This is a genomic window from Novosphingobium profundi (assembly GCF_018491765.1).
Lineage (GTDB): Bacteria > Pseudomonadota > Alphaproteobacteria > Sphingomonadales > Sphingomonadaceae > Novosphingobium > Novosphingobium profundi.
The window spans coordinates 1-13,291 of record NZ_JABWCU010000011.1 but is presented as its reverse complement, the minus strand read 5'-3'; the positions used below and the strand labels follow the sequence as shown (position 1 = coordinate 13,291).

The following is a 13,291-nucleotide window of genomic DNA, read 5'->3' as shown; positions in this document are numbered from 1 at the left end:
CGCCTACTCGGCCGCCTCGGTCCACAGGCCCGGAGCCGCGCCCCCGGCCCCGACCTCGTCGTCGCCCGGCCAGGGCTGACCGGTAAGTGCGGGATACCAGGCGCGCGGCGCGTCGCCGAAGCGCTCGCGCAGGGCATCGAGCTTGCGCACGGTGCTCTCGCGACCCGAGAGGACGGTGAGCACCTCGGGCATGCCCGAAAGATCGAGCCGCACCACCACCGAAGCGTCGCTCTGGCGGATCAGGAAGCAGCGCGAGTGCGCGGGCAGCGTGCGGATCACCTCCAGCTCGTGATAGGAAAGGCCGAAGCCCTCGCAGTAATCCTCGGGCCGCGCGCGCGAATTGGGCATGAACACCATCGTCGCGGTCTGTTCGACGAGCGCGGTCGAGATGCGGCTGTCGAGCGCGTCGCGCGCCGACTGGGTCGCGAAACCAACGAGCGCGTTGCGCTTGCGCAGGGTCTTGAGCCAGTCGCGGATGCGCGCGGCGAAGACTTCGTCGTCCAGAGCCTTCCACCCCTCGTCGATGAGGATCATCGTCGGCTCGCCGTCGAGACGCTCGTCGATGCGGTGGAACAGGTACATCATGACCGGCGTGCGCAGGCGCGGGCTTTCCAGCAGCGCGGTCATGTCGAAGCCGAGCACGCGGGTGTCGAGATCAAGACGGTCCTCGACGTTGTCGAACAGCCAGCCATGCTCGCCCGAACCGTTGGGACCATGCGCGATCCAGGCGTCGAGGCGCGAGGCCAGATCGCCCGGTTCGGGACGGCGTGCGCCCGCCAGAAGTTCGCGAAAGTGCGAAAGGCGGCGCAGCGCGGGATCGTTGTGGTAGGCGGCATCGACCGCGCCCGCGATCGTCGCCATCTCCTCGGGCCCCTTGGCCTCGAGCAGGACGCCGAGCCAATCGCGCAGGAAGGCGCGGTTGCCCTCGGTGTCGGGCAGCGAAAGCGGGTTGAAGCCGGTGGGATGGCCCGCCGCGATGCGGCTATAGGTGCCCCCGATGCCGCGCAGGAAGACCTCGGCGCCGCGATCCTTGTCGAACAGGATGGTGCGCGGGGAGAACTTCTGCGCCTGCGCGGCCAGGAAGTTCATGACCACCGTCTTGCCCGAACCCGACGGTCCGATGACGGTGAAGTTACCAAGATCGCCCTGGTGGAAGTTGAAGAAGAACGGGGTCTGGCTGGTGGTTGCCAGCAAGGTGACCGCATCGCCCCAGTGATTGCCGCTCGCCTGGCCCAGCGAAAAGCCGTGGAGCGAACCGAAGCAGGCCATGTTGGCGCTGGAGATGAGCGCGCGGCGCACGAGGAAGTCCTCGTTGCCGGGCAGCTGCCCCCAGAACGCGGGCTCCATGTTCGCATCCTCGCGCACGGCGACCGCGCCCGCGTCGGCCAGCGCCGCCGCACAGCTCGCGGTCATCGCGTCGAGCTCGTCGAGCGTCGCGGCGCGCACCAGGACCGAGAGGTGGTGATCGCCAAAGCCCACCGCGCCGGTGCCCAGCGCGTCGCGCGCGGACACCATCTCGGTGCGCTCGGCGGTCGCTTCCTCGTCGGCCGAACGCAGGCGGCGAATGGCAAGATCGATGCGTTCGCGCGCGATCTGGCGATCGCAGGGCGCGTAAGTCTCGGTCAGAACCAGTTCGGTCGGCAGGCGCAGCAGCCCGTCGGTCAGGCCCGGCGAGGTCGAATCGGGGTATTCCTTCAGGCTCACCATCGCGCCGAAGCTGGGCTTGCCGTCGGCCCCGCGCAGCTCGAGCGCGTCGAGGCCGAAGTTGATGCGCCGGTAGGGCAGCATGTGGCCGATGTCGGTGCCTTCGACCGGGCGGCGCACCGGGCGCATCTCGCCGTTGTAAAGCGCGCTCAGCAGTTCGAGCACTTCCGAGCAGGTCCCCGCCGCACCCGCGTAATCGCCCAAAAGGCGCGCGCCGTAGCTGCCGAGCGAGGCGACCATCGCGGTCGCCGCCGCGCGCAGCGCGCGCACGTCGCCCGGATCGACCGTGGCGGCGTCCTCGCCCTTCTTGCTGCGCATCAGGCGCGAGAGCTTCTCGGGCCAGCCCGCCTTGCCCCTTGCGGGACGGCGCACCAGGGTGATGAACTGGTCGTTGACAAACAGATCGCCCGAGCGCGTGCGCTGGCGCCAGCGGGCATCGATGTGCGCGGCGAGCGGATCGTCGAACTGGCCGTCGAGCTCGATGTCGACGCGGCGGCGGATGACGTGGTGGTAGAGCACGAAGCGCGCATCGAGCGAGGAACGCAGCAGCACCTCGCGCGTGGCGACGTGGGCGTTGAGCTCCTCGGTGTCCGCGGTCTCGAAGGCAAGCCCCGGCACCATCAGCGCCAGCATGACCGACCCGTCGCGCAGGCGCACCACGTTCTCGTCGACCAGCTGCGCGTAAGGCAGCCGGTCACCCGCGACCGCTTCCTTCGCCGCCCAGCCCGTCAACACGTCCTTGAAGCTACGACCCATCGCCAATTCCCCGCCGTGCCCTGCCTCAGGGCGCGTAACTGTTGCAGCCCCAGCGCTTCCAATTGCGCACGCGGGGGCACTTGCTGACTTTCTTGAGCCAGAGATCGAACACCCGCGGCTCGCGCAGGCAGGCCAGGTACCCGATCACGTGCATCACCGCGAAGGCGAGCAGAGCCAGGAAATTCTTGGTGAGCAGGAACACTTCCGTGGTCACCAGGCCGTTGATGATGAAATAGCTGAAGGTCACGCCCGCGAACATCTGCGGCCGGGTCAGCGCCCTGTGGACCGGGAAGCGAGCGAGCGCCATCGGCTCAGCCCGAAACCTGCTGGATGCCCGAAACGATCGCGCCCGCGCCGAACAGGATGAACACGCCGATGATCACGGTCGCCCCGAAGCGCCAGTTCATGCGGCCGGTCAGCATGCCGAAGCCGACGGCGGCCACCGCCATGACCGCGACCGCGGTGGCGACATTGCCGAGCAGCGTGCCCTGCAGCCAGCCCAGCGCGTTGACGATCGGGCCCGAACCGGCCGGATCCTGCGCACCGGCGACTTGCGCGTGCGCCGTGCCCGAACCGAGCGCCAGCGCGATGAGCGCGCCAAGCCCCGGGAATGCTTTGGAAAGAGTACGCCTAGCTGCGGTTGCGAACGTCATATCTCGAATCACCATGCCCTTTGTATGAGGGCGCAGTGCGTGAATCGGATGACAGAAGTGTGACGATCAGACGGCAAACGTGTCATTCGCCCCCGCCCGAACTCCCTCTTCCTTCCAGACCGTTGCCGATCTGCCGCGCCTTGGCAGCCCATGTCTCCTTCATAGAGGAAAATCTTGCCGCTCGGAAGAAATCGACGGGAATTTATTGCCTAGCGCCCGAACGCGATCCGCGCCCGTGTCTCGAGCCGCGAATTGAAACGACGCGCGCCGGCGAACATCGCCAGCCCCGACGGGCCCGTTCCGGGAAGGCACGAAGGTGCCAATCCCGGGTCCGCGCACAACCGGTCAGAGCATGGCGAGCGTAGCTGCCGCGTCCATGCCTCCGCGCTTGGCCGCACGGGCAATATAGCGCGAATCCATCCACTTGCCGCTGCCGGTCTCGAGGTCATAGCGCTGGTCGCTGAGGATCGCGGCGTCGTAGGCGGCGCGCGATTCGGCCAGGCGCCCGAGGCGGGCATAGGCCGCACCCAGATTGATCAGCACGGCCGGATCCTGACGGTCCTGCTCGCGCGCCGCGAGAAGCTTGGCGAGCGCGGCCTGGTCCTGCCCGGCGACGAGCTCCTCGTAAGCCACGTCACGCGATTCGGTCCGGGGCAGCTCGACCGTGAGCGACAGGACCGACTGTCCCGCCAGAAGCGCCAGTGCAGCAGCCGTCATGGACATGAAAAATACTCCCTTGTGTTCTTCGATGCCCCGATTGTGCGCGAAAAACCACAGCCCACAAGGAAAATGACGCGAGTGTCATAAAACTGCAATTTTAGCGTGAGTCGCTTGGAAATCCGTGAGTCGGCCTGGCTCCCGAGATCGGTTTCGGCGCCCTGCCATGCCAATGTCATGCCATCGTCGCAAAAGTCCATTTTACTGTCATGGGAACGCCAACAAACTGTCACCCACCCCCCCTAGACGCCGCCTTCAACGATGGCGGGGCCGCCGCATCGTCGACATCCGATCCAACGGTCCAAATCCGTTTCAACGGGGGAATACACGTGACGAAATTCTCTGGCCTGCTGCTCCTGGGTTGCAGCGCGCTCGCTCTCGCCGGCTGCGGCGCCGATGACATCGCCTCGCCGGGCGCAGGCAGCGTCGTCGTCAACAACGACAACACCTCGACCACCCCGACCCCGACCCCGACCTCGTCGCTGGTCGAAGCGGCCGACAGCTGCCCCAGCTTCAACGCCACCGGCGGCCTTACCGACGACGGCACCATCGAGGATGCCTCGGGCAACTCCTGGCGCGTGTGCACCCTGCCCTCGCTGGTCGATGCCAGCTCGGTGCTCTCCTCGGTCAGCGGCGTGATCTATCGCCTCAACGGCCGCGTCGACGTGGGCTGCGACGGCGGCCCGACCGCCCCGACCTCGGCCTCGCCCTATGCCACCTCGACCTCGGCCTGCACCGCCGCCGGCACGACCTCGCTCAGCGCCGACACCAACGTCACGCTGACGATCGATCCGGGCGTGGTGATCTACGGTGAAAACACCAGCGACCCGGCCTGGCTCGCGGTCAACCGCGGCAACAAGATCATGGCCGACGGCACCGCCTCGCGCCCGATCGTCTTCACCAGCCGCCAGAACGTCATCGGCACCGCGACCGATGCCTCGCAGGGCCAGTGGGGCGGCGTCGTGCTGCTCGGCCGCGGCGTGACCACCGACTGCTCGTCGACCGCGGGTACCTCGCCCTGCCAGCGCGAGACCGAAGGCGCTGCCACTCCCGCCCGCTTCGGCGGTTCGGACAACACCGACAGCTCGGGCTCGATGAGCTACGTCCAGATCCGCTATTCGGGCTATGCGCTTTCGGCCGACGCCGAACTGCAGTCGCTCACCGCGGGCGCGATCGGCACCGGCACCAACCTGGAATACATCCAGTCGGTCAACAGCTCGGACGACGGCGCCGAATTCTTCGGCGGTGCGGTGAACCTGAAGCACTACATCGCGGTCAACGCCGACGACGACAGCCTCGACACCGACACCGGCGTCCAGGGCAACTACCAGTACCTGCTGCTGCTCCAGCGTGCGAGCGACGGTGACGCCTTCTTCGAGATCGACTCGAACGGCAACGAGACCAGCACCCCGCGCCAGAAGTCGAACTACGCGAACTTCACCGCGATCCAGTCGGGCTCCAACCCCCAGAACTCGGACGCAGCAAACATCCTGGTGCGCGGCAACTCGGACGTGAACTTCATCAACGGCGTGATCTACACCCCCAACAACGAGTGCATCCGCGTCAACGGTTCGGGCACCACGCCCGCCACCTTCAACGCCTACTCGGTGGTCATGACCTGCGGCGACACCGGCCCGTTCCTGGGCACCGGCACCTACACCGCCTCGGATGCCGAAGCGATGTTCACCGCGGGAAGCAACAACAACTCCGCCTTCACCTCGACCCTCGCGAGCACCTTCGTGAACGGCTCGAACGAGAGCGGCGTGACCGCCTATGCCAACATCACCAGCATCTCGAGCTACTTCGACGCGGTGAGCTACATCGGCGCCGTGAACGGTTCGTCGGACACCTGGTACCAGGGCTGGACCTGCGACAACGCGACCGCCGACTTCGGTTCGGACAGCGCCTGCACCGCGCTGCCGAACACCTGATCGGCCGCCCAGCGAACCACAGGAAGGGGCGGCCCGACGTGGCTGCCCCTTTCTTGCACGGCCTGCCCATCCAAGCGATTCCCAGGGGGATAATTTCATGACCAAGCTGCGGCTTGTCCCGTTCCTGCTCATGTCCACGGTGCTGACACCCGGCATCGTCCACGCGCAGGAAAGCGATACCACCACCGATCCCGCGACATCGACGACAGCCGCAAGCGACGCCGAACCCGAAGCGCAGGACAACGACGCGCAGGCGCCCGACGTATCGATCCCGGGCGGCGCGATCGTCGTCACCGGCCGTCGCACGGTCAACATCGAGCGCGCCGCGCCCGAAGTCGTCTCGGTCCTCTCGAGCGAGGACATCGCGCGCACGGGCGAAGGTGACATCGCGGGCGCGCTGGGCCACGTCACCGGTCTTTCGGTGGTGGGCAACGGCTATGTCTACGTGCGCGGCCTGGGCGATCGCTATTCGCTGGCGCTGCTCAACGGCTCGCCGCTGCCTAGCCCCGAACCGCTCAAGCGCGTCGTCCCCCTCGACCTGTTCCCCACCAGCATCGTCGCCTCATCGCTGGTGCAGAAGACCTATTCGGTCAATTTCCCGGGCGAATTCGGCGGCGGCGTGATCAACCTCACCACCGAAGCCGTGCCCGAGGAAACCTTCCTCACCGTCGGCGGCGGCATCGGCTGGGACACCGAGACCACCAACCAGCTGAGCTACGGCTACTACGGCTCGAAGACCGACTGGACCGGCTACGACAACGGGTTGCGCCGCGTGCCCTATGACCTGCGCGCACTGTTCAAGAGCAACGAGGCGCTCGACGCGACCAGCGAACAGGCCAACGACATCGGCGCGGTGCTGTTCACCCCGCGCAATTCGGTGATCCAGAAGATCAACAAGACCCAGCCGAACTTCTCGGCCGACCTCTCGTTTGGCACCTCGTTCGACCTTGGCGGCGCAACGCTGGGCGTGATCGCGGCGGGAGGCTACTCCAACACCACCCAGACCCGCATGGCCAAGCGCCAGTCGACGCAGGGCCTGACCGCCGCCGAGGACCAGCTCCTCGACGACAACACCGCGGTGCAGACCGACAATCGCGTCGTCGTCAACGGGCTGTTCGGCCTCGGCCTCGAATGGGGTGACAACTCGATCCGCTGGACCAACGTCTACATCCACGACACCGACAAGAACACCGTTCTCACCTCGGGCAAGAAGCCCTCGCAGAACGCCAACTACGATTACATGGAGCAGCACACCGGCTGGTACGAACGCCAGCTGATCGACTCCCAGATCGCCGGCGAGTTCAAGCCCGAGGACAACACCACGATCAGCGTGCGGGCGGGCTATGCCAACTCCAAGCGCCTCGCACCTTATGAAATCAACGCCGAATACGTGCGCCTCAACGATGGCACCACCACCGGCGACAACTACGTCAACTACCTCGGCTCGAACAGCGGCACCTCGCCCACCACGATCACCTTCTCGCGCCTGAACGAGAACGTGTGGTCGGCCGGCGCCGACGTCACGCACAGCTTCTCAACCAGCTGGAGCGCAACCACCGGCTACGCCTTCCAGCTCAATTCGCGCTCGAACATGCAGCGTGAATTCGACGTCTACGCCCAGGGCGACAGCCAGACCATCGCCGACCTCGGCCTGCTGCGGCTCGACGTGCTGCTCCAGCCGGGCATGTGGTATCTCGCCAGCTCGGACACCGGGGTCGACTACGACCTCGAGCTGCGCGACGTGAACGCGGCGTACGGCGCCTTCCAGGCCCGCCTGCTCAACCACGCCTACTACGGCAAGGTCGACGGCCAGATCACCGACGCGCTCTCGATCGATGCGGGCCTGCGCTACGAATGGGCCAGGCTCCAGACGATCCTCAAGCCGGTGGTCACCGCCACCGGCTCGACCGTCAGCGACACCAACGAATACCTGCTCCCGGCCGTCACGCTGACCTACCAGTTCGACCCCGAACTGCAGCTGCGCGTGGCCGCTTCCAAGACGGTCGCCCGCCCGCAGTTCCGCGAACTCGTCTACCAGGTGTTCTACGACCCGGAATCGAACCGTAGCTACCAGGGCAACTCGGCGCTCATCGACAGCAAGCTGACCAACGTCGAGGGTCGCCTCGAATGGTACTTCGCCAAGGACGACCACGTCTCGGGCGGCGCGTTCTACAAGCACATCGAGAACCCGATCGAGAGCTTCCTCTACTACTCGAACGGCTACTACACGAGCTACGCCAACGCCCCGGCGGCGGACCTCTATGGCGCCGAATTCGAGCTCGAGAAGCACTTCGACCTCTACCAGATGGGCAAGTTCTTCGAGACCCGCCAGTTCGTCGTCAACGCCAACTACACCTACTCGCAGTCGGAGCTGAGCGTAGGCGCGGACGACGTGGTCCTGCTGGGTTCGGGCACCAACGTCACCTCCTCGCCCGCCACCGACTACTTCGCCGACGGCGCGCCGCTTACCGGCCAGTCCAAGCACATCGTCAACCTGCAGCTGAGCCTCGAGGACACCGACAGCCTCTCGCAGCAGACGATCATGCTGAACTACGCCTCCAAGCGCGTGACCAGCCGCGGCGTCATCGGCGACGGCATCCGCCAGCCCGACATCTACGAATACCCCGGCTTCACGCTCGACGTGGTGCTGCGCCAGGGCGTGATGATCGGCAACAGCGAGCTCGAACTCAAGCTCGAGGGCCGCAACCTCACCGGCCAGTCGCACAAGGAATACCAGACGTTCGACGACGGCCGGGTGGAGTTCAACTCCTACGACCTGGGCCGCCTGTTCAAGGCCTCGGCCTCGATCAAGTTCTGATCGACCCATCTTGCGAACACGCCGCGAGGGCCCACCCTCGCGACGTGCCCTTGGAGCCCGGTCGCAGCGATGCGACTGGGCTTCTTTTTGCAAGGAGGGAGCTTGCCAGCGCAGCGCGGGCCCGGTAGAGGACCGGCACGTCCTTCGGGGAGTAGCCGCCTGCATCCATGTGCAGGCCCTGTCGTCAACATACTTGGCCGAGAGGCCATGGCGCATAGGAGTTGCCGCCCGGCCATCGGCCGCGCGGGGTTTCGGGCAAGACCAAAGACGTCTGCAACCTCGCCTCGCCGGGCGGGGGGATGTAGACGTTTTTCGTTTTTGCACTGCCGCCCGGCCCGGAGATACCCGCTTGGAAGCCTTCCTCACCTCCACCGCCGTGGTCGCGCTCGCCGAGATCGGCGACAAGACCCAGCTGCTCGCGATCCTGCTCGCCACGCGCTTCAAGAAGCCCTGGCCGATCGTCGGCGGGATTTTCGTCGCGACGGTCGCCAACCACTTCCTCGCCGCGCTCGTCGGCGAACAGGCCGCCTCGTTCCTGCAGGGCGAATGGTTCCGCTATCTCGTCGCCGCCAGCTTCATCGTGATGGGCCTGTGGACACTGATCCCCGACAAGTTCGAGGAGGACGACGAACCCAAGGCCGGGCGCTTCGGCCCCTTCATCACCACCGTGATCGCCTTCTTCCTGGTCGAGATGGGCGACAAGACACAGATTGCCACGATCGCGCTTGCCGCGCGCTTCGAGACGGTCGTGCCGGTGATGATCGGCACGACACTGGGCATGATGCTGGCGAACGCCCCGGCGGTGTTCCTCGGCAATGCGCTGCTCGAACGCGTGCCGATGCGCGTGGTGCACCTCGTCGCCGCCGTGCTGTTCATCGCCATCGGCGCCTGGCTGCTGGTCCAGACCGCCGGCCTCGTCGGCTGACCCTTCGCGCTTGCTTCGCGCGAACCCGGAACGGACCCGTCCCTCCTCGCGTTGATGGATGAGACACCATCGACACGAGGAGAGACACCATGGACAAGGACGTCCAGCAGACCTTCTGGAAAAGCTTCGCCGCCAGCCCCTTCATCATGATGCGGCTGCAGGGCGCATCGGGTCATTCCGAACCGATGACCGCAATGCTCGACAAGGAGGCGACCCATGCGATCTGGTTCTTCGCCAAGCGCGGCAACCGGATCGCGGGCGGCGGTCCGGCGATGGGCCAGGTCATGACCAAGGGGCACGACGTCTTCGCCTGCCTTTCGGGTACCATCCGCGAGGATACCGACCCGCGCCAGCGCGAAAAGCTCTGGAACAACGCCATCGAAGCCTGGTTCCCCCGTGGCAAGACCGACCCATCGGTCCTCATGCTGCGCTTCGACATTGCCGACGGTGAAGTCTGGACCGCGGACATGGGGCTCAAGCAGGCTTACAAGCTCCTGACCGGCAAGCCGCTCGATCCCGCCGAAATGGGCGAGCACGCCCAGGGCGCGGTCTGAACGCGGTTCAGGCCGCGTCGAATACGTAGCCGAGCGAACGCACCGTGCGCAGCGGGTTGCCCGCGCCCGCGTTCTTGAGCGCGCGGCGCAGGCGCCCGATCCACACGTCGACGGTTCGCTCGTCGACCGGGGGTTCCTGCTTGCCCAGCGCAGCGATCAGCTGGCCGCGTGTGAACACGCGGCCCGGATGCTCGATGAAATAGCGCAGGAGACGCAATTCGTTGGGCATGAGCGGAATCGGCTTGCCCTGCCAGCGCGCCTGGAACGCCGCGACGTCGACCGTCAACTCGCCTTGCATCAAGGTGCGGATGCCGGTGGCGTCATGGTCGGTGATGCTGGCGCCCAGGACCCGGTCAAGCAATGCGGTGCGCGTGAGCGGACCCACCAGATAGTCGTCCGCCCCCATGCGCAACGCGCGCTTGCGGTCATCGACATTGTCCTCTTCGAGCACCATCGTGACATGCGCGTGCGCCGTCAGCGTGTCGGCGCGCAAGCGGCGGCACAGTTCGAGCCCGGACATCTCGGGCAGGACCCAGTCCACGAAGATCCACAGCGCCCCCTCGATCAGGGGAAGCTCGCAAAAGTCCGTCCAGCGATGCAACGCGACGTCGAGATCATCATGACGGAAGGGCATGTAGCCCCCTGCAAGATCACTGGCCAACAGGATATCGATACGCCGCATTGCCCCCCTTTCGGCTCAGGTACGGCGGGTACTTGCAGACGAAGTATGACGGACAGGTGACAGAATGGCGACCTTGGCGTGAATTCTGCGGGCCAGCCCCGCACGCCCTCTGCAACTGTCACAGAACTGCCCTGCAAACGTCACGTCCACGCCACGTCGCGCTGGCAAGAGATGCACACACGCTGGAGCAACCGGGAGGCCATCGATGGCCAAGGACGTGGACGCACTTTTCGAGACCCTCGGGCGCATTCCCGAATGGCTGGACCTTCCCGATCCCAAGGGGTTTCGTCCCAAGCGCAAATACCAGACGATCTGGATTTCGGACGTTCACCTGGGAACGCGCGGCTGCAACGCCGACATGCTGGTCGACTTCCTGCGTTCGGTCGAGTGCCGTACGCTCTATCTGGTGGGCGACATCGTCGACGGCTGGCGCCTGCGCAAGAACTGGTACTGGCCCGACGCGCACAACGAAGTGATCCGCCGCATCCTCAAGATGGCGCACCGGGGCACGCGCGTGGTGTTCATCGCGGGCAACCACGACGAGATGCTGCGCGACTACGCCGGGCTCACCTTCGGCGGGGTCGAACTGGTGACGGAAGCGGTCCACGAGACGCGCGACGGGCGCCGCCTCCTGGTCACCCACGGCGATGCCTATGACGGCGTGGTGCTCTACCACAAGTGGCTCGCCTACCTCGGCGATCAGGCCTACGGACTGCTGCTGCGCGCGAACATCGTCTTCAACCTCGTTCGCCGCAAGCTCAAGATGCCCTACTGGTCGCTCTCGGCCTACATGAAGAAGCGCGTGAAGAACGCGGTCGCCTATATCTGCAGCTTCGAGGAAGCGGTTGCGGCCGAAGCCACCGCGCGCGGCTTCGACGGGGTGGTCTGCGGGCACATCCACTGCGCCGAGATCCGTGAATTCGGCGGGATCACCTACTACAACGACGGCGACTGGGTGGAGAGCTGCACCGCGCTCGTCGAGGATTTCACCGGTACCCTATCGATCCTCGACTGGGTTGCCGAGACCGGCGGCCACACCGCCGCCGGCACCGCGACCGGAACGGCCCCGGAGGCCGCCTCTCCCCCGTCGGGCGTGCCCGTCCCCTCGCGCCCGACGGGGGCGCTGGCATGAAGCTTGCTCTCGCGACCGACGCCTGGCTCCCGCAAGTCAACGGCGTCGTCCGCTCGCTTTGCGCCACCCTCGAGGAATTGACCCGGCGCGGCCATGAGGTCGAGACGGTGACCCCCGAAGGCTTCTTCACCGTGCCCATGCCCGGCTATGCGGAAATCCGCCTGGCCATGGCGCCGCGCTTCGGCGTGCGGCGCGCCCTCGATCGGGCCCGGCCGCAGCTCGTCCACATTGCCACCGAGGGACCGATCGGCTGGGCCGCGCGTGGCTGGTGCCTCTCGCGCGGGGTTCCCTTCACCAGTGCCTTCCACACCCGCTTTCCCGAATACGCCGCGGTGCGCACCGGCATCAGTGCCGAGCGCTTCTGGCCGATCATGCAGCGCTTCCACGCGCAGTCGAGCGCGGTTCTGGTCTCCACCCGCAGCCTCGCCGACGAACTTGCCGGCCGCGGCATCCGTCATACCCTGCCCTGGAGCCGGGGCATCGACCATACGCTGTTTCGCCCCGATGGTCCACGCCACCGTGCGCTCGCCGCGCTGCCCGGCCCGGTCCTGCTCAACGTCGGGCGCGTGGCGCCCGAAAAGAACCTCGAGGCCTTCCTCGAGGCGAACGTGCCCGGCAGCAAGGTGGTGATCGGCGAAGGGCCCGCGCTCGAGAGCCTGAAGCGGCGCTATCCGCACGTGCATTTCCTGGGCGCGATGCGCGGAGAGGAGCTTGCAAGCGCCTACCGCACAGCCGATTGCTTCGTCTTTCCCAGCCTGACCGACACCTTCGGGCTCGTGGTGATCGAGGCGCTGGCCAGCGGCGTACCGGTCGCGGCCTTTTCGGTGACCGGCCCGATCGACATTCTGGGCGCCGAGGGCTGCGGGGTCGACCTTCCCGTCGTTTGCCCCGCCGGGGTCATCGATGCGGACCTTGAAAAAGCGATCGAAGGCGCGCTCGCCATCCCGCGCGAGGACGCCGCCACGCTCGGCAGCCTCTATTCGTGGGAACGCGCGACCGACCAGTTCCTGCGCGCCATCCGCGCGGCCGTCGAAGCGGCCGAAGCGCAGGACGAAACGGTCGCGGCCTGAACGCCACTGCCGCGCCGCCGGGCGGGGCTTGCCCGGCCCGGCCGCGCCCGTTTAACTGGCGCGATGGTTCAGATCGTCCCCTATCTCGATACGCATTTCGAAGGCGTCCGGCTTCTGTGGGAAACCGTGTTTCCCGAAGATCCCGCGCACAACCGCGCCGAAGTCGCCATTCCCGCCAAGCTCGCCGTGCAACGCGAGCTGTTCCTGGTAGCGCTCGAACATACGCGCGTGATCGGCACCGCGATGGCCGCGGTCTCGAAGTCGAGCTGGGCGTAGAAGCTGGCGGTCTTTTCACGCACCTTGAACGAGGAACCCTCGTCGAGGCCGGTGTCGACGTAAGTGCCGTTTT

At 66.4% G+C, this 13,291-nt stretch carries 12 protein-coding genes and 1 riboswitch; of the genes, 7 read left to right on the top strand and 5 right to left on the bottom strand.

Annotated features, from left to right (window positions below; translation table 11 throughout):
• Positions 1–3: 3 nt before the first annotated feature.
• The 4 genes from HT136_RS13495 to HT136_RS13480 all read right to left on the bottom strand — a co-directional run bounded on the left by HT136_RS13495 (position 4) and on the right by HT136_RS13480 (position 3,836).
• A complete protein-coding gene (locus HT136_RS13495; protein ID WP_214200324.1) occupies positions 4–2,460 on the bottom strand; it encodes a VirB4 family type IV secretion/conjugal transfer ATPase in 2,457 nt (818 codons plus the stop codon).
• 25 nt (positions 2,461–2,485) lie between these two features.
• Positions 2,486–2,767, bottom strand: coding sequence for a VirB3 family type IV secretion system protein (locus HT136_RS13490; RefSeq protein WP_214200323.1), 282 nt, complete (start codon positions 2,765–2,767; stop codon positions 2,486–2,488).
• A gap of 4 nt (positions 2,768–2,771) precedes the next feature.
• Entirely contained in the window at positions 2,772–3,113 is a 342-nt protein-coding gene (locus HT136_RS13485) for a TrbC/VirB2 family protein (RefSeq protein WP_214200322.1), read from the bottom strand.
• Positions 3,114–3,458: 345 nt separating this feature from the next.
• On the bottom strand, positions 3,459–3,836 hold the full coding sequence (locus HT136_RS13480) for a hypothetical protein (protein WP_214200321.1): 378 nt from the start codon (positions 3,834–3,836) through the stop codon (positions 3,459–3,461).
• A gap of 323 nt (positions 3,837–4,159) precedes the next feature.
• Here HT136_RS13480 and HT136_RS13475 point away from each other — a divergent pair, with 323 nt between their 5' ends.
• From HT136_RS13475 to HT136_RS13460, 4 genes are all read left to right on the top strand, one after another.
• On the top strand, positions 4,160–5,761 hold the full coding sequence (locus HT136_RS13475) for a hypothetical protein (RefSeq protein ID WP_214200320.1): 1,602 nt from the start codon (positions 4,160–4,162) through the stop codon (positions 5,759–5,761).
• Between the two features lie 97 nt (positions 5,762–5,858).
• Complete coding sequence (locus HT136_RS13470; protein ID WP_214200319.1) at positions 5,859–8,579, top strand: TonB-dependent receptor domain-containing protein; 2,721 nt, start codon at positions 5,859–5,861, stop codon at positions 8,577–8,579.
• 141 nt (positions 8,580–8,720) lie between these two features.
• A riboswitch (yybP-ykoY riboswitch) is annotated at positions 8,721–8,911 on the top strand.
• A 17-nt stretch (positions 8,912–8,928) separates the two neighbouring features.
• Positions 8,929–9,504: a TMEM165/GDT1 family protein gene (locus tag HT136_RS13465; RefSeq protein WP_214200318.1), complete on the top strand. Its 576-nt coding sequence runs from the start codon at positions 8,929–8,931 to the stop codon at positions 9,502–9,504.
• An 89-nt stretch (positions 9,505–9,593) separates the two neighbouring features.
• Entirely contained in the window at positions 9,594–10,058 is a 465-nt protein-coding gene (locus tag HT136_RS13460) for a pyridoxamine 5'-phosphate oxidase family protein (protein ID WP_214200317.1), read from the top strand.
• 7 nt (positions 10,059–10,065) lie between these two features.
• Here HT136_RS13460 and HT136_RS13455 read toward each other — a convergent pair whose 3' ends face one another.
• On the bottom strand, positions 10,066–10,740 hold the full coding sequence (locus tag HT136_RS13455; protein ID WP_214200316.1) for a response regulator transcription factor: 675 nt from the start codon (positions 10,738–10,740) through the stop codon (positions 10,066–10,068).
• Positions 10,741–10,945: 205 nt separating this feature from the next.
• On the opposite strand from HT136_RS13455, the gene HT136_RS13450 reads away from it, so the two are divergent.
• The 3 genes from HT136_RS13450 to HT136_RS13440 all read left to right on the top strand — a co-directional run bounded on the left by HT136_RS13450 (position 10,946) and on the right by HT136_RS13440 (position 13,218).
• Positions 10,946–11,872: a UDP-2,3-diacylglucosamine diphosphatase gene (locus tag HT136_RS13450; protein ID WP_214200315.1), complete on the top strand. Its 927-nt coding sequence runs from the start codon at positions 10,946–10,948 to the stop codon at positions 11,870–11,872.
• Complete coding sequence (locus tag HT136_RS13445) at positions 11,869–12,942, top strand: glycosyltransferase family 4 protein (RefSeq protein ID WP_214200314.1); 1,074 nt, start codon at positions 11,869–11,871, stop codon at positions 12,940–12,942. Before HT136_RS13450 ends, HT136_RS13445 begins: the two co-directional genes overlap by 4 nt.
• Before the next feature lie 63 nt (positions 12,943–13,005).
• On the top strand, positions 13,006–13,218 hold the full coding sequence (locus HT136_RS13440) for a GNAT family N-acetyltransferase (protein ID WP_214200313.1): 213 nt from the start codon (positions 13,006–13,008) through the stop codon (positions 13,216–13,218).
• The last annotated feature ends 73 nt before the right edge of the window (positions 13,219–13,291 follow it).